Annotated in this window: 19 protein-coding genes; 7 read left to right on the forward strand and 12 right to left on the reverse strand. The window is 56.2% G+C overall.

Features of this window, described 5'->3' with window-relative positions; translation table 11 throughout:
- Window positions 1-5: 5 nt before the first annotated feature.
- Complete coding sequence (locus tag ACFQUU_RS06485) at window positions 6-929, reverse strand: patatin-like phospholipase family protein (RefSeq protein ID WP_382244364.1); 924 nt, start codon at window positions 927-929, stop codon at window positions 6-8.
- Between the two features lie 228 nt (window positions 930-1,157).
- Between ACFQUU_RS06485 and ACFQUU_RS06490 the strand changes: the two genes are divergently transcribed.
- On the forward strand, window positions 1,158-2,189 hold the full coding sequence (locus ACFQUU_RS06490) for a Fe(3+) ABC transporter substrate-binding protein (RefSeq protein ID WP_382244367.1): 1,032 nt from the start codon (window positions 1,158-1,160) through the stop codon (window positions 2,187-2,189).
- 137 nt (window positions 2,190-2,326) lie between these two features.
- Here the strand turns inward: ACFQUU_RS06490 and phoR are convergent, their stop codons facing one another.
- The 7 genes from phoR to pstS form a co-directional block, all read right to left on the reverse strand.
- On the reverse strand, window positions 2,327-3,646 hold the full coding sequence (gene phoR / locus ACFQUU_RS06495) for a phosphate regulon sensor histidine kinase PhoR (protein WP_382244370.1): 1,320 nt from the start codon (window positions 3,644-3,646) through the stop codon (window positions 2,327-2,329).
- 12 nt (window positions 3,647-3,658) lie between these two features.
- Window positions 3,659-4,348, reverse strand: coding sequence for a response regulator (locus tag ACFQUU_RS06500; RefSeq protein WP_382244373.1), 690 nt, complete (start codon window positions 4,346-4,348; stop codon window positions 3,659-3,661).
- Window positions 4,349-4,350: 2 nt separating this feature from the next.
- Window positions 4,351-5,058, reverse strand: a complete 708-nt coding sequence (gene phoU / locus ACFQUU_RS06505) for a phosphate signaling complex protein PhoU (protein WP_382244376.1) — start codon at window positions 5,056-5,058, stop codon at window positions 4,351-4,353.
- Window positions 5,059-5,113: 55 nt separating this feature from the next.
- On the reverse strand, window positions 5,114-5,893 hold the full coding sequence (gene pstB, locus ACFQUU_RS06510; RefSeq protein WP_382244379.1) for a phosphate ABC transporter ATP-binding protein PstB: 780 nt from the start codon (window positions 5,891-5,893) through the stop codon (window positions 5,114-5,116).
- Window position 5,894: 1 nt separating this feature from the next.
- Window positions 5,895-6,740, reverse strand: a complete 846-nt coding sequence (pstA, locus tag ACFQUU_RS06515) for a phosphate ABC transporter permease PstA (RefSeq protein ID WP_382244382.1) — start codon at window positions 6,738-6,740, stop codon at window positions 5,895-5,897.
- Complete coding sequence (pstC, locus tag ACFQUU_RS06520) at window positions 6,737-7,684, reverse strand: phosphate ABC transporter permease subunit PstC (RefSeq protein WP_382244587.1); 948 nt, start codon at window positions 7,682-7,684, stop codon at window positions 6,737-6,739. The genes pstA and pstC overlap by 4 nt, the downstream gene beginning before the upstream one ends.
- A gap of 199 nt (window positions 7,685-7,883) precedes the next feature.
- Entirely contained in the window at window positions 7,884-8,927 is a 1,044-nt protein-coding gene (pstS, locus tag ACFQUU_RS06525) for a phosphate ABC transporter substrate-binding protein PstS (protein ID WP_382244385.1), read from the reverse strand.
- Window positions 8,928-9,108: 181 nt separating this feature from the next.
- Here pstS and ppk1 point away from each other — a divergent pair, with 181 nt between their 5' ends.
- Both ppk1 and ACFQUU_RS06535 read left to right on the forward strand, forming a co-directional pair.
- Window positions 9,109-11,214 carry a polyphosphate kinase 1 gene (gene ppk1, locus ACFQUU_RS06530; protein ID WP_382244388.1) on the forward strand — a complete coding sequence of 702 codons (2,106 nt, stop codon included), beginning with the start codon at window positions 9,109-9,111 and terminating at the stop codon, window positions 11,212-11,214.
- Between the two features lie 10 nt (window positions 11,215-11,224).
- Window positions 11,225-11,692: a SixA phosphatase family protein gene (locus ACFQUU_RS06535; RefSeq protein WP_382244391.1), complete on the forward strand. Its 468-nt coding sequence runs from the start codon at window positions 11,225-11,227 to the stop codon at window positions 11,690-11,692.
- 168 nt (window positions 11,693-11,860) lie between these two features.
- Here ACFQUU_RS06535 and ACFQUU_RS06540 read toward each other — a convergent pair whose 3' ends face one another.
- The 3 genes from ACFQUU_RS06540 to ACFQUU_RS06550 form a co-directional block, all read right to left on the reverse strand.
- Window positions 11,861-12,412: a hypothetical protein gene (locus ACFQUU_RS06540; RefSeq protein WP_382244394.1), complete on the reverse strand. Its 552-nt coding sequence runs from the start codon at window positions 12,410-12,412 to the stop codon at window positions 11,861-11,863.
- A gap of 36 nt (window positions 12,413-12,448) precedes the next feature.
- Window positions 12,449-13,696 carry a DUF445 domain-containing protein gene (locus tag ACFQUU_RS06545; RefSeq protein WP_382244397.1) on the reverse strand — a complete coding sequence of 416 codons (1,248 nt, stop codon included), beginning with the start codon at window positions 13,694-13,696 and terminating at the stop codon, window positions 12,449-12,451.
- A 134-nt stretch (window positions 13,697-13,830) separates the two neighbouring features.
- Entirely contained in the window at window positions 13,831-14,322 is a 492-nt protein-coding gene (locus ACFQUU_RS06550; RefSeq protein ID WP_382244399.1) for a hypothetical protein, read from the reverse strand.
- Between the two features lie 162 nt (window positions 14,323-14,484).
- Between ACFQUU_RS06550 and ACFQUU_RS06555 the strand changes: the two genes are divergently transcribed.
- On the forward strand, window positions 14,485-16,557 hold the full coding sequence (locus tag ACFQUU_RS06555) for a methyl-accepting chemotaxis protein (RefSeq protein ID WP_382244402.1): 2,073 nt from the start codon (window positions 14,485-14,487) through the stop codon (window positions 16,555-16,557).
- Window positions 16,558-16,718: 161 nt separating this feature from the next.
- Window positions 16,719-17,879: an ABC transporter substrate-binding protein gene (locus ACFQUU_RS06560; RefSeq protein WP_382244405.1), complete on the forward strand. Its 1,161-nt coding sequence runs from the start codon at window positions 16,719-16,721 to the stop codon at window positions 17,877-17,879.
- 36 nt (window positions 17,880-17,915) lie between these two features.
- Here ACFQUU_RS06560 and ACFQUU_RS06565 read toward each other — a convergent pair whose 3' ends face one another.
- Complete coding sequence (locus tag ACFQUU_RS06565) at window positions 17,916-19,373, reverse strand: Ppx/GppA family phosphatase (RefSeq protein ID WP_382244407.1); 1,458 nt, start codon at window positions 19,371-19,373, stop codon at window positions 17,916-17,918.
- 365 nt (window positions 19,374-19,738) lie between these two features.
- Between ACFQUU_RS06565 and ACFQUU_RS06570 the strand changes: the two genes are divergently transcribed.
- Both ACFQUU_RS06570 and ACFQUU_RS06575 read left to right on the forward strand, forming a co-directional pair.
- On the forward strand, window positions 19,739-20,230 hold the full coding sequence (locus ACFQUU_RS06570; RefSeq protein WP_382244409.1) for a polyhydroxyalkanoate granule-associated phasin: 492 nt from the start codon (window positions 19,739-19,741) through the stop codon (window positions 20,228-20,230).
- Between the two features lie 318 nt (window positions 20,231-20,548).
- Entirely contained in the window at window positions 20,549-22,153 is a 1,605-nt protein-coding gene (locus tag ACFQUU_RS06575; protein ID WP_382244412.1) for a catalase, read from the forward strand.
- The last annotated feature ends 25 nt before the right edge of the window (window positions 22,154-22,178 follow it).

Consider the following 22,178-nt stretch of genomic DNA (forward strand, 5'->3'; position numbering starts at 1 on the left):
CGGCCCTATTGCTCCCGTTTTGCCGCGAGCTTGCGACGTAGTTCCGGCAAAGCCGCTGCCACAGCCTGTTCGCCAGCAAGAATCGCAATGTTCCGTCCCGGGAAATCATTGCCTTTCATGGTTCCCAATCTTGGCTGAATCACGACATCCGCTTCCTTAAGCTCGTATTGATTGATACTTTGCCCCATGATGGCGAATGTCTGCAGGACCACATCGACGGAACTGGAAGACGGTTGTGCATCCGGTTGCGCTGAAATATTGACCGCAATGATGAAGTCCGCACCCATTTCCCGTGCAAAGCGAACAGGTACCGGTGACACCAGGCCACCGTCAACATAATTGTGATCACCAACCCGGACCGGCTGGAAAACGCCTGGCACTGCCGAAGATGCTCTGACCGCAACGCCAGTATTGCCGCGTCGAAATAAAATGGGCGCTCCGGTGCTCAGATCCGTGGCCACGGCACCGAAGGGAATTTTCAATTTTTCAATTGGCGCGTTTCCCAACGTACGGTTTACATAGTGCTGTAAGGCCTCTCCTTTGAGCACGCCAGTTGATTTTGCAAACAGCGGCACCGACCAGTCTGAAATGGCAGCCTCGTCCATTTCCAATGCCAGTTTTTGCAGGGCAAAGCCATTATTTCCTGCGGCATACATTGCACCTACCAGACTGCCGGCACTGGTACCGGCTACAACATCGGGCACAATTCCCTGTGCCTCCAGAGCCTTGATGACACCAATATGCGCAAAGCCGCGCGCAGCGCCGCCACCGAGGGCCAAACCGATACGAACTGGCCGGGCCACCTTGGCTTGAGCGACGGTGGCTTGCCCATTCGGCTGTGTGACGACAGGCGGCGTCGGTGACGTGGTGGTGCAGGCGGAAAGGAATAGAGAACAGCAGACAAGAATGCTATGGCGGATGCGGATCATGGAAAGAAGTCGGGGCTGGAGAGCAAAGGGAAAGCATGCGCAGGCACATCGAAATGGTCACATTGGCATGATGGCCGGGCCGGCAACAAGAAAACACGTCCGCATTGTAGCCCATCGACAAAATTCCCCCATCAAGCTGGAATGAGAATGATTCCTATTATTTCGTCAAAAAGCTATACTTGACATACTGAATATCCATTTAAACAAGGACCCATGATGAAAGGTGTCATGCAAAAGAAGCTCGTTATCGCGGCAATCGCCATTGCTGCAGCCTTCTCCGCCCAGGCGCAGGAAAAAGTGCTGAACCTGTATTCGTCCCGCCATTACCAGACCGACGAACAGCTGTATTCAAACTTCACCAAGCAGACTGGCATCAAGATCAATCGCATCGAAGCCGAAGACAGCCCTCTGCTTGAGCGTTTGCGCAACGAGGGAAAGAATAGCCCGGCGGACGTTATCCTGATGGTTGATGCGGCGCGTCTCTGGCGCGCACAGATCGAAGGACTGTTCCAACCGGTCAAGTCCAAGGTGCTGGACGCGCGTATTCCCGGCAACCTGCGTGGCAAGAACGATGGCGACGGTTCAGAGTGGTACGGCTTTTCGACTCGTGCCCGCATCATCGTCTACAACAAGGCGAACGTGAAGCCGGAGGATGTCTCCACCTATGAATCACTTGCCGATCCCAAGAACAAGGGCAAGGTCTGCACCCGTTCCGGTTCGCATCCGTACATGCTGTCGATGATTGGCTCGATGATTGAACGTAACGGTGAAGCTGCAACTGAAAAATGGGCACAAGGCATGGTGGCCAACTTCGCGCGCCCTCCGCGGGGCGGCGACACCGACCAGATCAAGGGCGTTGGCACGGGCGAATGTGGCGTGGCGGTAGCCAATAGCTATTACTATGCGCGTCTGCTGCGTTCGACCAAACCGGAAGACAAGGAATTGATGAGCAAGGTTGCCTTTCTCTGGCCGAACCAGAACACCTCGGGCACTCATCTGAACATTTCCGGCGGCGGCGTGGCAAAGAATGCTCCGCATCGCGATGCGGCGGTCAAGTTCCTCGAATACCTGGCGAGTGACGAAGCGCAAGCTTATTTCGCCAATGGAAATAACGAGTGGCCGGTCGTGAAGACCGCGGTCGCGGCTAACCCGACACTGGATGCCATGGGCAAGTTCAAGGCGGAGAACGTTTCGATTGCCACCATTGGCAAAAACCAGATTGCCGCGCAGAAGATCCTGGATCGTGTCGGGTATAAGTAAGAAGTAAGAAGATCTGAAAGCTGATTGGTCGTGAGCGGATTCAGATTCGGCGTTTGGAGTTCTTTAGTCAATAACTGACTGAATCCGCCGACTGGCGGCCACCAAAACAACCATCGGGGACTTGCCGCGCACTGCGGTCAGGCCCCGATCAGTTTTTCAGCCGGCGCTTCGCAAACTGCCTTGAGTGGAAACTTGACGATGAACGTGCTGCCCTTTTCCGGCACCGAATCAATCACGAGTGATGCATCGTGTCGAAGCAACACATGCTTGACAATGGCCAGGCCAAGTCCAGTTCCCTGGGTCTCACGTGAGCGGCTCTTGTCGACGCGATAGAAGCGCTCGGTCAGGCGAGCGATATGTTCAGGCTTGATGCCGATACCATTGTCCTGAACCGCGAACTGCGGACCGCTTTCTTTCATCTTCCAGGACAGACGTATGGTGCCGTTCTCAGGAGTATATCGGACCGCATTGGTGGCAAGATTGCCGAAGGCGCTGCGCAGTTCCTCCGTGCCGCCTTTGATGTCCGGACCGTCGATATCGAGGGAAATCTCGTGACGCCCGCCGGACAACGCCTGGGTATCCTGCAGGATCTGCTCGAGCAGGACGTGGATGTTTACCCGTTCCGGCCGCAATGGATAATCAACCGATTCGAGCCGCGTCAGTGTCAGCATGTCTTCGACCAGGTTTTGCATGCGCTGGCCCTGCTCGGCCATCAGCTTCAGGTGAGACAGGCGGGTTTGCATTTCAAGGTTAGGCTGGCTGCACGCGATTTCGAGAAAGCCATTGATGACGGTAAGCGGCGTACGCAATTCATGCGACGCATTGGCAACGAAATCACGTCGCATCATTTCAATGCGCTCGGACTCGGTCGCGTCATGGGTGACCAGGATCTGGCGCCGGTTTTCAAATGGGATGATTTGAACAATAAGCTTACGGTCGCGTACCGCAAGCGTTAATGGTTGCTCATAGCGGCCAAGGATAATGTAATCGATGAACTCGGGGCTACGCACCAGGTTCGTCACACGCATCCCTTTGTCACGCTCAAGCTGCAGGCCAAGATGCTTTTCCGCAGCCGTATTGCACCATTCGAGGAACAGCACATCGTCCATGATGGCAACGCCATCCGGTAACAGGCTCATGGCTTGACGGAAGCGCGCCAGCCATTCAGCCAGTTCGGCCTGATTGCGCTCGTCGTCGCGCCGCAGCCTGTACAAACGGGAAAAAACATCCGTCCATGCACCCCACCCGTCCGGCAGCCGCGAGCTGCTTGGGTGGTCAAGCCAAGTGGACAACTGGAACAGGTAATGCAGCTGCACCACCAGCAACGCGCATAAACCAAGCATGCCCGCGGCCAATCCCATGACCAGCCCAAAAAAATACCAGACAACGCCGGCGCCGGCGAGGATCAGCGCCAGGCGCAGGACGGCAGGGATCCAGAAAAGCAGGCGAGGATTCATGTGAGGCGTGATTTATTTTTCAGACAGCATATAGCCTACACTACGCACGGTCTTGATCAGCGATTCCGCTTCCTTTAATGCCTTGCGTAGCCGCAGCACATGGACATCGACGGTGCGCTCTTCGATGGCGACGTGGTCGCCCCATACCTTGTCGAGCAACTGGCTGCGCGAAAATACGCGCTCGGGATGCGCAAGGAAAAACTTGAGCAGCCTGAATTCCGCATGCCCGATGTCGATCTTTTGCGCATTGAGCATGACCGTACAACTGACAGGATCCAGCGTGACGGGGCCGGCGGTCATTGCGCTCTGTGCATGTTCCGGGCTCTTGCGGCGCAGGAGGGCCTTGATGCGTGAGGTCAGCTCGCGCGGCGAGAACGGCTTGGTGATGTAATCATCCGCGCCATTGTCCAGTCCCGCTATCTTGTCTTCTTCCATGCTTTTTGCAGTCAGCATGATGACAGGCAAGCCCTGCAACTGGCGATCCGAACGGATGCGTGACAATAGCCGCAGACCCGACTGGTCGGGCAACATCCAGTCGAGGAGTACCAGCTGAGGTGTTTTCTGCTGCATGTATTCCCAGCCTTCCGCTGAGGTATGGACCGCCGCTGCATTCCAGCCGGCTTCCTTGAGCGTGAACGTCACCAGTTCAATAATTGGCGGTTCGTCTTCAACAATCAGTATGGTGGTTTTGTCTACGGCCATGTTCAGACAGCGCTATCCAGCTTGGTATACACGTAGTCGGTATGGCGGATGTCCTTGCCCTCAACCACGTAGATAACATATTCGGCAATATTTTTTGCATGATCGCCAATCCGCTCGATCGCCTTGGCGACCCACAACGTATCCAGGGCAGCGGAAATCGTGCGCGGATCTTCCATCATGAACGTGATCATTGTACGCGTGATGGCACGGAATTCATGGTCGATGGCTTCGTCCTGGGAAATGATGCGCGCCGCCTGCTTGTCGTCAAGGCGGGCGAAAGCATCGAGAGCATCATGCAGCAGATCTGCCGCGCTGGAAGCAAGCACCCGTACCGATTCGTAATGATTCAGCACACCAACGGTGCCGCGCTCATGCAGATTCTTTGCAGTGCGTGCAATTTTGGTCGCCTCATCACCGATTCTTTCCAGATCAGTAATGACCTTCAGCGTCGCCATCACTGTGCGCAAATCGTTTGCTGCCGGCTGGCGCTTTACGATCAGATGGCTACAGGTATCGTCGAGCGACACTTCCAGCTTGTTGACGTTTTCGTCCGCCTTGATCACCTGCTCGGCCTGGGCGATGTTGCCGCTGCGAAAACAGGCGATGGCGTCGGTGTACTGGCTTTCCACCAGGCCGCCCATCAATAGGACTTTGGAGCGGATCGCTTCGAGGTCCATGTCGTATTGTTTTGAAGAGTGATCGCCTGGCATCAGGTTCTCCTTTGGGTTCATCAATGCTAAAACAGGGTTGGCTGTGGCGGCCGCATCAGCCAAAACGACCAGTAATGTAGTCTTGCGTTTCTTTCTTTGCCGGATTCATGAAGATCTGGTCAGTGTCGCCGAATTCGACCAATTCGCCCAGGTACATGTAAGCCGTGTAATCCGAGCAGCGCGCGGCCTGCTGCATGTTGTGCGTCACGATAGTAATGGTGTAATCCTGCTTCAGCTCGTTGATCAGTTCTTCAATTTTCACTGTAGAAATCGGATCAAGCGCCGAAGTCGGCTCGTCGAGCAGGAGCACATCCGGCTTGACTGCCACGCCGCGCGCAATGCACAGGCGCTGCTGCTGTCCGCCGGACAGGCTGAGGCCGCTCTTGTTGAGTTTATCCTTGACCTCGCCCCACAGTGCAGCCTTCTTCAGCGCCCATTCGACGCGCTCGTCCATCTCACCCTTGGACAGGTTTTCATACAGACGCACACCGAAGGCGATGTTTTCGTACACGGACATCGGGAACGGAGTCGGTTTCTGGAACACCATGCCGACCTTGGCGCGCAGCATGTTGACGTCTTGTCCGGGATCGAGAACATTGCGTCCGTTGTACATGATCTTGCCTTCCGCGCGTTGACCGGGATACAGGTCATACATGCGATTGAGTGTACGCAGCAGCGTGGACTTGCCGCAACCAGACGGGCCGATGAAGGCCGTCACTTTCTTTTCGTAGATATTCAGGTTGATGTTTTTCAAGCCCTGAAAACTGCCGTAGTAAAAATTCAGGCCGGAGATTTCCATCGTCTTCGCAAGGCCTGCAGTGTTTGAATTCATCATGTCAGTTAGGGATCTTTTGGCTGAACAGAGTACGCGACAGGATGTTCAATCCCAGCACGCTGAAAGTAATCAACAAGGCGCCGCCCCATGCCAGTTCGCGCCAGTTGTCGTACGGGCTCATCGCGAACTGATAGATCACGACAGGCAGGTTGGCCATCGGCGCATTCATGTTGGCACTGAAGAACTGGTTGTTCAGTGCAGTAAACAACAACGGAGCGGTTTCACCGGAAATACGCGCAATCGCGAGCAGCACGCCGGTCACCACACCGGCTTTGACCGCACGCAGGCGCACCATAAGTGCAACTTTCCAGCGCGGCGCGCCAAGCGAAAACGCCGCCTCACGCAAGCTGCTGGGTACCAGCTTAAGCATGTTATCCGTGGTACGCACTATCACCGGGACCGCAATCAGCGAGATCGCGAAACTGCCGGCCCAGCCGGAGAAATGCTTCACATTCGCTACGTAAATCGCATAAACGAAGAGACCGATGACGATCGACGGCGCGGACAACATGATGTCGGTGACAAAACGGGTGATCTGCGCCAGCCAGCTTTCCTCGCCGTATTCAGCCAGGTAAATACCTGCAAGTATGCCGATCGGCGTGCTTACCAGCGTCGCCGCACCGACCATCAGCACACTGCCGACGATGGCATTGATCAGTCCACCGCCATCACTGCCCGGTGCGGGCGTGGTCTGCGTGAACATCGTTATGCTGAGCGCGCCAAAACCCTTGATGAGCAGCGTGAAAAGTATCCATGCAAGGAACAGCAAGCCTACGGCCATGGCGGTAATCGAGAGCGCGATACCGATGCGGTGCGCCAGCAGGCGGCGGCGATAGACTGGATTCATGATTTGGCTCCTTCCTTGCGCGCCATGCCCATCAGCATCAGCTTGGCGGCGGACAGGACAATAAACGTGATGACAAACAGAATAAGGCCCAGGGCGAACAACGACGACACATGCAGCGTCGATTCCGCTTCGGCAAACTCATTGGCCAGCGTCGACGCAATGCTGTTACCCGCAGCGAACAGTGACCACGACAGCTTATGCGCATTGCCGATCACAAAGGTGACGGCCATGGTTTCACCAAGCGCGCGGCCAAGCCCGAGCATCACACCACCGACGACACCGGTTTTGGTGTATGGCAGCACCACCTTGCGCACCACTTCCCAACGTGTGCAGCCAAGTCCGTACGCCGACTCCTTCAGCACTGCGGGAACAATTTCAAATACATCGCGCATCACCGAGGCGATGAAGGGAATGATCATCACGGCAAGGATCAGGCCGGCGGCCAGGATGCCGATGCCCATCGTCGGCCCTTTGAACAGCTGACCGATGACGGGTAGCTGACCCAGCGTGTTGCCGAGCAAGGGTTGCACATAATCGCCGAACAGGGGCGCGAACACGAACAAGCCCCACATGCCATAGATAATGCTTGGCACGCCGGCCAGCAATTCCACGGCCGTACCCAATGGACGGCGCAGGCGTGCCGGGCAGATTTCCGTCAGAAACAGGGCAATGCCGAAGCTGATTGGAAACGCGATCAGCAGGGCAATCAGTGAAGTGGCGAGGGTGCCGACGATGGCGATCAGTGCGCCATACTGGTCGTTGACCGGATCCCACTCGACCGTCGTGATAAAGGCCGGTCCGAATTCCTTGAATGCGGGCCAGGCACCAATGATGAGCGAAACAATAATACCGAGCAGCACAACCAGCACGCTCAGCGCAAAGGTCAGCGTCAGCTTGTGGAACAGGAAATCCTGGATCCGCTGCTTGCGCATGATCGAACCCATCGCTTTATCGGCGGCTTCCCTTTCGCGGGCGTGCTGCGATTCGTTGGAAAGAGGGGTCTCGATCGTAGAGTAATTTGCGTTCATAGGGCGAATGCCCTTGCGGGCAATGGTGACTGCACCAGATTTCCTTTTTTTGGGCATCCGGCGCAGTCGTTGAACGTGCTGGACAGGGGCAAACTGCTAGCGATTAGCAGCGCAATTACCAGAGTGCCTTGCCGGAAGCGTCTTTCAGCTGTGCCTTCCAGCCGTCTTCCACCAGCTTGACCACGGCGGACGGCATCGCGACGTAATCCAGCTCCGCTGCCATTGCGCCGCCGTTCTTGTAGGCCCAGTCAAAGAACTTGACGACTTCCTTGCCTTTGGCGGTGTCCACCTGGTTCTTGTGCATCAGGATGAAGGACGCGCCCGTGATCGGCCAGCTTGTCTTGCCTGCCTGGTCGGTCAGGATGACAGCAAAACCAGGAGTCTTGGCCCAGTCAGCACCTGCAGCAGCAGCCTTGAAGGTTTCATCGTCAGGCTGAACGAACTGACCATCGCGGTTTTTCAGCTGGGTGTGCGACATTTTGTTTTTCTTGGCGTAGGCATACTCAACATAGCCGATGGAATTCTTGATACGCTGTACGTTGGCTGCGACACCCTCATTACCCTTGCCGCCCACACCAGTCGGCCACTTGACCGCGGTGCCCGCACCGACCTTGGCCTTGAAGTCGGCGTTAACCTTGGACAGGTAGTCGGTGAACAGGAAGGACGTACCGGAGCCGTCAGCGCGATGTACCACGGTAATGTCATCCGTCGGCAGCTTGACGCCAGGATTCAGCGCGGCGATTTCCGGGGCATTCCACTTGGTGATCTTGCCGAGATAGATATCAGCGACTACCTGGCCTGTCAACTTCAATTGGCCTGGCGTTACGCCATCCAGATTAACGATTGGCACGACGCCGCCCATGATGGCCGGAAATTGCATCAGCCCAGCTGCCTCGAGATCTTCTGCCTTCAGCGGCATGTCGGAAGCGCCAAAGTCCACAGTCTTGGCCTTGATCTGCTTGATGCCACCGCCGGAACCGATGGACTGGTAGTTCAGGCCGTTGCCGCTGGCCTTTTTATATTCTTCTGCCCATTTCGCATAGATCGGGTAAGGGAACGTTGCGCCCGCACCGGTGATGTCGGCTGCGATCGCAGAGGAAAACAGGATGGCGCTACCGGCTGCGATAGCTGCCGATGTCAGGAATTTGTTCAGTCGCATAGCTGCTCCATGAGGTTTGTCAAAAGAAGACAGGGCGAACTGTAGCCAACAATTGTGACAGGTTTATGACACCGGAGAAAAGACATGTCATAAATTGCCTTATGATCAAAATCCCTGTCATGAACTTGTCATATTCGCCCTCTACACTCCGGAAAAATGACCCGAAGAATGGTTTACCGGCATGAATAAGAAAACCCTGCGTCTTGATGATTCGCCGAAGCAACTCGCCATCAAAGAACCGACCGGCATTTATCTGAATCGGGAGCTATCGCAACTTGCGTTTAATCGGCGCGTACTGGCGCAAGCCGAAGACCGCAGCATTCCCTTGCTGGAACGCCTGCGCTACTTATGTATTGTCAGCAGTAATCTGGATGAGTTTTTTGAAGTCAGGATTGCCAGCCTGCTTGCGCACAACCGGATGGAGGGGGCGCAAGTGCTACCGCCACAATTGGCCGCGACACTTGAACGCACCGGCGAGGAGTGCCATGCGATCATCGAGCGCCAGTATGCGTTGCTGAACAAAGAAATCCTTCCTCAACTCTCGGAGAATGGTGTTCACCTGCTGCGCCACCAGGACCGCAACGAGGCGCAACGTGCCTGGGTAAAGGATTACTTCGAACGTGAGGTTCGCCCTTTACTGACCCCCATCGGACTGGACCCTGCCCATCCCTTCCCCCAGGTCGTGAACAAGAGCCTTAACTTTATTGTCGAGCTTTCCGGCAAGGATGCCTTCGGACGCGGTACGGCGATCGCCATCCTCAAGGCACCACGTGTGCTGCCGCGGGTGATTCGCTTGCCCGATCATCTATCCTCAAAAGGCGTGGCCTTTTGCCTGCTGTCGTCCATCATCCACGCTCATATCACGGATCTGTTCACCGGGCGGAACGTCGTTGCCTATTCGCAATTTCGTGTCACGCGTAACAGTGACTTGTGGGTTGACGAGGAAGAGGTGAAGAATCTGCGGCAGGCGCTGCGCACGGAATTACAGAGTCGCCAGTTCGGCTTTGCGGTTCGGCTTGAAGTGGCACGGAATTGTCCGCCGCATCTGGCGGAATTCCTGCTTAACCAGTTTTCCATCGACAAAAGCAGGCTGTACGCAGTCGACGGTCCTGTCAACATGGTGCGCCTGCTCGAACTCATCAATAACGTCCAGCAACCTGCCCTGCACTTTCCCCCTTTTCAGCCGGGCATGCCGGCGACTCTGGGCGATGGCGACGCCTTCAATATGCTGAAGCAGCGCGATATTCTCCTGCACCATCCGTTTCAGTCGTTTCAGCCAGTCGTCGAATTCATTCGTTGCTCTGCACTCGACCCGAATGTGGTGGCAATCAAGCAGACAATTTATCGCACCGGCATGAATTCCGACCTGATGGAATCGCTGATTGCGGCTGCGCACCGCGGCAAGGAAGTCACCGTCATCGTCGAGTTGATGGCGCGCTTCGATGAAGAAGCCAATATCAACTGGGCTGAAAAGCTGGAGCGCGCCGGCGCCCAAGTGGTGTATGGCGTCGTTGGCCTGAAGACCCATGCCAAGCTGGCACTGGTATTGCGACGCGAAGGTGGAGAGTTGCATCGTTACGCCCATCTGGGAACCGGCAACTATCATCCAACCACCACCAAGCATTACACTGACTTCGGATTGCTGACTGCGCATCCAGCCTTGACAGCAGAAGTGAATGAAATCTTCATTCACCTGACCAGCCTGACGAAGCCGAAACATCTGCAATACCTGTGGCTGGCCCCGTTTGCCCTTCAGAAGGAAATCATCCGTTCCATCAAAAATGAGGCGGATATCGCCCGCCAGGGCAAACCGGCACGCATCATCGCCAAAATGAATGCCTTGCTGGATGAATCGGTGATACGCGCACTCTACGCGGCCTCGGCAGACGGCGTAAAGATCGATCTGATCATTCGCGGCGCCTGCGCACTGCGCCCGGGCGTGCCGGGACTCTCGGAGAACATTCGCGTGCGGTCCATCGTCGGCCGCTTCCTGGAACACAGCCGGATTTATTATTTCCGCAACGGCCTTGAGCATGATGTGTATCTCGCCAGTGCGGACTGGATGAATCGCAACCTGTTCCGGCGCGTCGAAGTTGCGTTTCCCGTACTCGACAAAACATTGAAAAAACAAGTCATTACCCAAGGACTCAATCCCTATCTCAAGGATAACGTGAATGCCTGGGAACTGGGGGTCGATGGCAAGTATCACAGGCGAAAGCCACGCGGTAAGCAGCAGGCATTTTGCGCACAACAATATCTAGCACAACTGCTGGGCACACCTGGCTAAGGAGAATGCGATGGACCTGATCCTGTGGCGACATGCCGAGGCTGAACCGCACGACGCGGACAAGCCCGATGCAGCGCGTGAACTGACCGCGAAAGGCCGCAAGCAGGCGGTCAAAATGGGAGAATGGCTGGACCGCAACCTGCCGTCCGAGTGCCGCATTCTCGCGAGTCCCGCAGTGCGCACCGTGCAGACAGCCGAAGCGCTTGGCCGCAAATTCAAGACTCATGCATCACTGGCGACCGACACGACTGCCGACGCTATTCTCGAAGCCGCCAAATGGCCTTCGAGTCGTGAACCGGTATTGATTGTCGGACACCAGCCTACCCTCGGACACGTCGCCTCACTGCTGATTGCGGGCACCGAACAGGACTGGGTGATGCGCAAAGGCAGCATCGTCTGGATCGCACAGAAGGCGGCCGACGAAGCGGATGCAAATTACATCAGGGTCGTGCTGGGGGCCGATCTGGCAGGGAAGTAACTGCCGTAACGCCATGGCGGTGCCAGGCACGGTCCGTTGCCCGCGAGGTTTCAGAGGAATGGGCGGTCTCGGCTGGTTTCATTGGCGGAGCTCGTGAAGCTCTTGAAGCCAGCGGGGCTAATGAGACTAGCGGTAACGCTCACGATAAGCTGCAATCCCTCCGAGCTTTTACTGGCCGCTGGTTGGCGCGGACGGCACAACCACAGTCTCGATCTGTACCGCGTCGGGCATGGTAATTTGCCGGTACTCGCGGTACACACCGCCCTCAGAAACGCTGCCGCTCACGACGCCTTCACCGCGCGTACGGCGCTTGCACATTTCCTGATCCGATACCGGCAGCGCATTGCAACGCGCCAGCGCATTCCGCTCATACGTTTCCTGTGCATCGCTCAGTTGACCGTTGAGTGCTTCATTCCGCGCAGCAGCTGCTTCCCTCAGGCAAGCTGTCCGCTCCTCTGCGACCGGGAGCTGGCGACACGCTGCGGATTCGGTTTGATAGCGAGCCTGTATGTCATTCGCATTGGCGCCAGTTGCGGCGACCGTGCCAGCGGAAACAATACCGAACGCGAGGAATACAAGGAGTGTTGCGAATCGCGGGTTTGTCATTTGCTTCTTGTGCTTCATGTGCGCCAGCATCTTGACCTCCTTCGAACGGCTCATCCTGCCGGAAATAGCATCAATTTCATTGTACTTCCCCTTCTCCGGATTGCACTGATCCATTCGATCTCGCAGGCTCGGCGACTATGGCTTGCGAGGTTATGCACCGCTGCTCCACAGTAGCAAGGTAATCGCATGTAATACCAAGCCAACCAGGCCGCCGACAATCGTGCCATTGATCCGGATATACTGCAGGTCTTTGCCCACATGCAATTCCAGTTTGCGTGACATGGTCTCGGCATCCCATTTACGGATCACGCGCGATACGAGATCGGCGATGTCTTCCCGGCGACCGACAATGGTTTCGGTCGCGAAGATGCGTATCCACTGATTGAGTTTCTTCTGTACTTTCTGGTCGCGCAGCAGCTCGTTTGCAAATGCGCTGACGGCCTGGTCGAGTTTCGCGCGCATCTGTGAATCGGGTGACACGGCATCCGCAATCAGGCGCGACTTGACGTCATGCCAGACATGGAGCGTGTAATCGCGCACCAAGGGATGATTCAGGATGTCGCCCAGCACCGCATCGATTTTTGCCTCGTATTCCGGCGAGGTGCGCAATTGCTCGATGAATTCATTTGCCAGGTTCTGAAAACGCGTCTGCCATTCGCTGTCTTCATCTCGCATCTCATCGAGCGTGCTTTGCACCGCTTCCAGCAGCCGTACATAGAGTTTTTCATCGAATGCCTTGGGCATCCAGCGTGGGCTGTGCTCATGGATTTTCCAGCGGATATATGGCTTGTTGTGCTCCAGGGCGCGGGCGGCTAGTCCGATCATGTGATGAAACAAGGCTCGGTGATGCCCGCTTGCCACCAGCACCGTAAGAATCTCGGCAAGAATTGGCGCAAATTTAGTGTTCTCAAGTGCGGAAGAAAGCCGGTTCTGCATGAACTGACGCACGTCTTCATCTTCGACCACCTTCAGCAGGCTCGGGACGCTGCGCACTACCTGCCGGGATACAGACCGGCTGTTTTCTGGCTGGGACAGCCAGGAAGCCGCCGCACCGGAAAAATCGATCGCGCGCAATTCCTCGCGGATGACTTCCTGGGTGATGAAATTATGCTCGAGAAAGTTTGACAGACTGTCGCCGATCCTGTCCTTGTTGCGGGGGATAATGGCGGTATGCGGGATCGGCAGCCCGAGCGGCGAACGGAACAGCGCCGTTACTGCAAACCAGTCGGCCAGTGCGCCGACCATCGCTGCCTCGGCAAAGGCCGACACAAAGGACAGGTAGTGATAACGCGGCTGCAGCAGACGCGACACGACGAACAACACCGCCATTGTGAGCAACAGGCCGGTTGCCAGTCGTCTTGTCTTGTTTAATTGAATTGCCTGTTCTTGTTCTTGCATTAACTGGTACGTCCCCAGGGTTGCTGAGTGGCCCTTCGAATTTCATCCGGTTCGAGCACCGAAAGATGCGATTGGTTCACATTTGACAACAGGGACCGTTCGGGAATGCAAGCCGCAGGAGGCCGGAATCCGAGTCAGGCGTTTTTCGATTTCTTTGGGCGACCGGCCTTGAGCACTGGCAAGCGGTCCAGTTCCTCTTTCAGTTTCGCCGTATCGAGCTGGCGAATGAGTGCCACGCCAACCCGTAGTAATTCACTTTTCTTGACCGCGATTCCGGCTTTCAGACAGGCTTTCTTCACGTCGCCGAGTACGGCATATTCTGCCTCCGGCATCGTAAAGCTATCCCGTACCAGTTTGGTTTTCTTGGTCTTTTCCTTGGTTTCGCCAGACTTGTTGCCGTCTTCCTTGGCAACTTTACCTGTGCGTTTCTTTTCCGCCTTGGCATCCTTCGGCGCAACTTCCTGCACCTTTGCCACCGGCTTGGTCAGCGGCGCCGAACTTGCCACCGGGATTGGTGGCTGAATCGCTTCAGCCGGTGTTTTCAATGCAGGATTTTTGCTCTTGACCGGGTTGGCCGCGAGCGGCTTGACGGTGGGTGTAGATGGGGATGCCGGACTTTTTGCCATGAACCTCTCCTATGTAAATAATAGTATAAACAATTTATATCATATATTTTGTATATGCAACTTTGATCATGTTTCGCCCTTGGCTGCTCCGGCGCCAGGCTTCATCACGTTGTCATAATCCATCTTCAGAATTGGCGCAAATCAACAAATATGAAAACGTCAATGAATGTCACTTCTCTTCTCGCCCCGGCCACCTTTGTCATGGATCGACTACGTCTCCTGCCAAAATTCATGCTGGTAGCGGCATTGTTCCTTTTGCCCATGTTGCTGGTGTCCGGCTTGCTGTTTTCCGAGTTACAGCAGTCCATGCTGGCAGCCGAAAGAGAGCGTGACGGAGTAAAAGCAGTCCGCATGTTGTCGGATGCGGTAAGCGATATGCAAAAATTGCGCGGACTGCGTCATATGGCTTTGTCCGGCAATACCGGCGTGACCGACCAGACTGCGGTACTACAATCCTCGCTCGAAAAGCGCTTTACGTCACTTCACCTTGCCGGTGTCGGAGGTAAGGAAGCTGAAGAAGCTTTGCTGGCCGCCAAGAGGGAATGGTTTGCGCTTGGCAGCAAGCTTGACGCCATGAAGGCGAAGGAAGCCTACGCCGCGCAGTCCGCTTTGCTGGACCAGATGAAAAAGCTGTTGCAACTCACTGCCGACAAGTCAGGGCTCATGCTCGACCCCGAATTAGGTGGCCAGTATCTGGCGCATCTCTTTGCGGATACGTTGCCCGATATGGCTGAAGCGATCGCGCAGATTGCTGGGCGGGGCGCGGCGTATATCGATACCGGACTATTCGAGGCAAACGAAGACTTATTGCTGAACTCAACGGTCATGGTGGTGCGTCGGGACCTGGAGCAGGTTCCCCTGAAACTGGACGCCATTTTTCGTGAACATCCGGAACTGCGTGCGCGCCTGGCCGCACATCGGAATGTCCTCGAGGGCACCCACGTTTTTCTGGAACGTGCACAGGCAGAAGTCCTGAATTCCTACAATCAGACATCAGGGAAGGATTTTTTTACAGCAGGTGCAAATGCCGTCGATGGTTTGCATGCATTGGCCGCAACCGCGTCGGTTGAACTGGACACTCTCCTGGCGCAACGCCTGGACCGACATGCCGCCAGAATACGCTGGATCGCGTTTGTGCTGGCGATTGCGCTTGCCGCCGCTACCTTTCTTCTCGCCGGGTTCTACGTATCCTTCACCCGCGAAATCAGTCTTCTTGAAGAGGTAGTTGCCGGCGCCGCCGCCGGCAATCTTTCCCGCCACATTACCTCGCAGGCACGCGACGAGATCGGCCGTCTGGTCAACGCCTTCGGCGACATGGTCCTCGGCCTCTCGCGCCTGGTCACAAATGTGCGCGGTGGTAGCGAGTCGATCAATCTGACGTCGACCGGGATTGCCTCCGGCAATGCCGAACTGGCTTTGCGCACGGAGTCGCAGGCGAGCGCACTCCAACAGACTGCAAGCTCGATGGAACAACTGACCGCCGTGGTCAGGCAAAACGAAGAAAGTGCAGGTCACGCGCGCCAACTGGTGACCAATGCCGCTGATGTCGCGCGTCGCGGCGGGCAAGCGATGGAACACGTGGTTGACACCATGGGTTCCATCAAATCGAGTTCCTGCCGGATCATCGACATTATTCGAGTCATCGACGGCATCGCTTTTCAGACCAACCTTCTGGCCCTGAACGCGGCGGTCGAAGCTGCACGTGCTGGCGTGCACGGACGCGGATTCGCCGTCGTCGCAGCGGAGGTTCGCGCACTGGCGCAGCGCTCCGGCGACGCGGCGCGAGAGATCAAGACACTGATCGAAAACTCGGTACGCGAGATCGATACCGGTAACGAACTGGTCGCTGTGGCGGGTGCCAACATGACCGATATCGTGATGTCAGTTGAGCAGGTCGCCAGTATCATGACCGAGATTGCGGTGGGCAGCCGCGAACAGACACTCGGCATTGAAGAGGTCAACCAGGCGATGGCTCAAATGGATGAAGTGACCCAGCGTAACGCCATGATGGTCGAACAGGCTGCGTCCGCCGCTAAGGACCTACAGCAACAGGCGCAATTGCTTACGCAGGCTGTGTCGGTTTTCCGGCTTGACGAACCGGAGAAGGATCTTGCCGTTTACCCTTCCGCACTGATCACAACACCATGCGCCGTGCTCCCCATGACAAGGCAACCGCGTATTACGCATACCCGCTCTGGCCATGTCGATTACGCAGACCAAGCGCGTCGCGCATAAAAGCTGACCGCCCATGAAGCTCCAGGACGCTTCTTTCGCGCCTTGGAACTGCCTCGATCTACGCGACGTGCAAGCTGAATGCGTTACATATACACATTCATCACAGCGTCATATTCAATAGCAAGAATAGCGGCCGAATTCATTTATCCGGATATCTCTTCATGCACCCAGCCCTCCCGTATCTTATGCACCCTAAGCAGTTGATACAAAGCCTCAGCCTTAGCCTTGCCCTCACGGTTTCATCAATGGCCTTTGCCGCCGGTGCCAATCCGATTATCGTCGGTCAGTCGATTGATCTTTCCGGCCCCAATGCCGACATCGGGCGCGACTATGTTGCCGGCATCAAGACCTGCTTCGACATGGTCAATGCCTCTGGCGGCATTGGCGGACGAAAAATCCAGTATGTCGTACATGATGACCGTGGACAGGCGTCCCTCGCCGCGGAGGCGGCGACAGAATTGCTGGATCGCGGCCAGGCCGATGTGCTGATGGGCGGCGTCGGTGACGCAAGCATGGATGCTGTGCTGAACACCAATGCTTTCCGCCGTAGCGGCCTCGTGCTCTTCGCTCCGCTGGCGGCAGCAGATCATGTGCGTGATGCACGCGTGATGTACTGGCGACCCAGTTATCGCCAGGAGCTCCGGCATATATTCAGCCACTTTGGGAAGCTGGGCATGAAAGAGGTTGGCATTGTCTTTCAGGACACGGCATCGAACCAGGAAGCATACAAAAACCTGGCTGTGGAAGTTCGCGATCACGGCATGAAGCTGACCGGAATTGTACGCATCGGGATCCAGGGTGCACAAGCCGAACAAATTCGCAAGGAAGCAGAAAAGCTTGCCGCATCGCGGCCTGGTTTCGTCCTGGTGGTCGCGGATACCATTGGCACGGCGCTCTTCTTGCGGGAATATCGCAAGCTCGACAGGCAGACATTCGTCGCCGGCACGTCCCTGACCAATCTTACGACGCTGCGTGAACTCGCCGGCCCGCAGGCGGTGGAATGGACCGTCTTTTCGCAAGTCGTCCCGAATCCGAACGCAGGGACGTCGTTGCTGCAGGTAGAACACATGAACATGATGCGCAAGTACCGCGATGAGTCACTGTCAGCATTGACCTTAGAAGGTTTTGTTGCAGCTAAAGCACTGGTCAAGGTTTTACGGAATTCCAGACGCGGACCGCGCAATGCGCTTCAGGAACTGGCCGCACAAGAGGGTGAGATAGATCTGGGCGGCATGACGATTACAACTGGTGCCAACAGCAATCGCCTCTCGTCCTATCTCGATATAGCCTTGTTCAAGAAAGGCAGCAGTCTGATGTTCTGATCACTTGCAGGGCGCTCACATTAGTCTGCATCGACGTCAGGACAAGACCCGGACGCTGAAGTCGATGTCGACTTCCTTCCAGAAGCCGCGCTCCTTATCTGCCCAATATGACACAGTGGGATGCCGGGCAAGCCAGGCTTTTTGCAATTCAAGCTCGATACGGCTTTTCATCCGGATTTTCAGTTCATCCACATCGGCTTCGATACGCGAGTGCATCAGCATCGCCGCCATTCTTAATGCCAGCACCGCCTTGGCGAAATCGCTATCGTCGAGCGATTCGCTCACTTTGCGCAGATTGCCCTTTTGCGCAATGATCAGAGTGCTCATCAGACGTTGTTCACGGGTGGTAAAGCCTGGCATGTCAGCATTGTCGACCATGTAAGCGGCATGTTTGTGATAACCGGTATGCGACACCGCCATGCCGATTTCATGCAGCAGCGCGCTCCAGTACAAATACCTGGCATAGGAATCCGAACTGGGTTTGAGCTGCGTGTAAAGCGCGGCCGCCGTGTTGGCAACGCGATGCGCCCTGCTCTGGTCGACCTGAAAACGCCGCATGAATTCGATGACTGATTGCTCGCGACGATCGCGCCGGGTGCCGCGCAACTGCAGATCCCACAGCACCCCCATGCGCAATCCCGCATCGACTGCTGTCATTGCAGTAATACCGATCTCTTGCATGATGCCGATCAGGATGGGCAGCCCACCTACCATGACAATGATGCGCTCCGGTTTCACGCCTTGCAGATTGACTGCATTGACGTGACCGAAAGCAATCAGCCGGTCACGCAACGCTTCGAGACTAAGCAACGACATGCGGCCATCGCCAATACCATTCTTGGCGATCACATCCGACATCACACGTATGGTGCCCGATGAACCGTAGGCGGCGCTCCAGTGACTGGAATTATAGGGCGTGACCGCATCTTCGAAATAGGAACGTGCGGACAGGGTAGCTGCCGTAAAGGCGGCAGCATCCAGTACGCCGTTGGCGAAGAACGACTCGCTGTGCCGTGCGGTACCGATGCTGAACGATTCGACATGCAGGATCTCCGGGCCATGGCCAAGGATGAGTTCGGTAGAACCGCCGCCGATATCGATCACCAGCCGGCGCTCATCCGGCGCAGCCAGCGCACTCGACACGCCCATGTAGATCAGCCGCCCTTCCTCTTCCCCGGAAATGATTTCGATGGTGTGGCCGATGGCTTCTTCCGCGGCAGGTAGAAATTCTGCGGCATTTTTTGCGATGCGCATGGTGTTGGTAGCTACTACGCGCACGGCATCGGGTGAATAGTCGTCGAGTATGGCCCGAAAGTTGCGCAGGCAGTTCAGTGCCGTCTGCATGGCTTGTTCGGTCAGATTGCCCTCCGCATCGAGACCGGCTCCCAGGCGGATCGGGTCGCGCGCCGTCTTGACGATACGGATCGCATTACCGTCGTGCCTGCCGATATGCATGCGAAAACTGTTGGACCCAAGATCTACCGCAGCAAACATGTATGTTCCCCATTCCTGTCACGAGCCGGCTCGATGCCGCTGCTTCCCTGTTGCCCTGTTGTTTTGCCATATAGGGAAAGGTGCAGCGTCATGGTGCAAGCTTATTCCGGGCAAAAACTTTTTACCTTAATCGTGGTTCATGACACCGCCATGACCACCCGCCATATCGATCGGACCGTCCACCATTGAGCGATGTTCCGGTATAGCGCACGACAACTTGATTTTAACGAACTTAGCGTCTGTGCAATCACTCAAATTCAAGTTGCCTGCCGAATTTTCGCCGTTGGGAGCGCTCCACTGCCCGGCATCGCGATTGATCCGACATACTTCACCTTCACCGCCACCCTTCCTGGACAGGAGTCACCATGTCTTCCCAGCGTCTTCGCTACCCCAACGCCAGTCCTTTGCTCGTATGGATGCAACTGGGCTTCAAAACCAGCGAAATGCTATTCGCTTCATCGCAGGTCATCGGCCACCGTACCAGCCGCATGGCAATGGCGGGCCCTATGCCGAATGCGCGCGACCGCAAGGAGTTCACCCTGATGGGGCAAGAAAAACTCGAGGCGGCGACCGAGTCGGCGCAAGCAGTCATGGACCGCATGTTTGCACTACAGATAGAAATGGCTTCGACCGCCTTTCGGCAATACATGACTGGCGCCACGAGCCTGTTTGCACTGGCGGCGACACCTGCTTCTGTCCTGACAGCCGGAGGGCAAGCCACGTTGATGCGCAATTTCCTTGCTCCCTTGACCGCGGCAACCAGTCTCTCCGGAAATATAGCGCGTGTCGCGCAGCATGGGCTTAAGCCGATTCATTCTCGCGCAACGTCGAATGCGCGGCGACTAGGCAAACCTTGATGATCCGGGGCGTTACGAGGTAAACCGTTGCGCTTGGTCTTGCTAGTGCGTTTTGCTCGCACTTTTGCGACAAGGCAATGATGTTGCAGAGCTTCCGCTGCAGACCGTTTAAGCAATGTCGCAGGAACCCTTGTGAGTTGTGCTTCTCTCATCCTCTCCAGATGTGCTTCAGCCGGTAGATGCATAGGGTGTTTGCGCACAACTGATTTCCGACGAGAACGCTATTAAACACATAAGAACAATCAAATATCCTTATACGCGTGCCGGCCCTATCATTTTGTCCATACATCTTTCATTACCGCACCCGAAAGGAACGTCATGAGCGACCAGAGACCTACTCTTACTACCCGACAGGGCCACCCTGTGAGCGACAACCAGGCCTTGCGCTCGGTCGGTGAACGCGGCCCGGCCACACTAGAAAATTATCAGTTCATTGAAAAAATCACGCACTTCGATCGCGAACGTATTCCCGAGCGTGTCGTGCATGCGCGCGGCACAGGCGCACACGGATATTTCGAGGCCTACGGCAAGATCGGCAATGAGCCTGCCGAGAAATATACACGCGCAAAGGTTCTTACCCAGACAGGCGTACGTACTCCTGTCTTCGTCCGATTCTCCACGGTGATCGGCAGCAAGGATTCGCCGGAAACGGCACGTGACCCGCGCGGCTTTGCCGTCAAACTCAAGACAGTCGATGGTAACTGGGATCTGGTCGGTAACAACCTCAAGGTTTTCTTCATTCGCGATGCGATCAAGTTTCCCGACATGATCCATGCATTCAAGCCCGACCCCGTGACCAATCGTCAGGAGCCGTGGCGCTTTTATGATTTCGTGTCGCAGTCGCCGGAAACGCTGCATATGGTGACTTGGGTCAAGAGTCCATGGGGCATTCCGGCCAACTATCGCGAAATGGAAGGCTCCGGCGTCAATACCTACAAGCTGGTAAATGATCGGGGCGTTGCCCATCTGGTGAAGTTCCACTGGCAACCGAAACAGGGCGTGCGTAATCTGACCAGTGCGCAGGCAGCCGAAATTCAGGCGCAGGACGTTGGTCACGCTACCAAGGATCTCTATGACGCGATCGAGCGTGGCGATTTCCCGGAATGGGAATTCTGCGTGCAGATCATGGCCGACGGCGATCACCCTGAACTCGATTTCGATCCGCTGGACGACACCAAGCGCTGGCCTGAAGACCAGTTTCCGTTGCTGCCTCTGGGACGCATGGTACTTGACCGTAATCCCGATAACTTCTTTGCAGAGACGGAGCAGTCAGCATTTGGCACCGGTGTACTGGTCGACGGCATTGATTTCTCGGACGACAAGATGCTGCAGGGGCGCACCCTGTCCTACTCCGATACGCAGCGATACCGCGTCGGCCCGAATTATCTGCAACTACCTATCAACGCGCCACAGGAAGCCGCCCGCGCCCGCACCAACCAGCGCGACGCCCAGATGGCCTTTTACGTCGATGGCGGCGGCGAGAACAAACACATCAACTATGAACCCAGCGTACTCGGCGGCCTGCAGGAAGCACCGAAACCGGCAAAGGATTATCACCAGTGGGTTGAAGGTCACCTCGGCCGCTACCAGACTTCGCGTACCGCGGACGACTACAAGCAGGCAGGCGACCGCTATCGCAGCTTCGAAGACTGGGAACGCGAGGACCTGATCGCCAATATCGGCGGCGACCTCAAGCAATGTCCGGAGCCGATCCAGCTGCGCATGGTCTGGCACCTGTGGCATTGCGATGAAGACTACGGCCGTCGTGTGGCGCAAGTCGCCGGCATCGACCTGGAGAAAGCCAAGGCGCTGCCAACGCTGCCCGGCAAGCCCGCGCCACATGAGCGTCGTGCCGCGCCGACGTACACCAGCGGCCAGCAGGAAACACAAGCACGAACTGACGAGCCGGCGAGTATTAAGTAAGTCAAAAGCAAGTTAAGTCCATGTA

Source organism: Herbaspirillum sp. GCM10030257 (assembly GCF_042666555.1).
Lineage (GTDB): Bacteria > Pseudomonadota > Gammaproteobacteria > Burkholderiales > Burkholderiaceae_D > Noviherbaspirillum.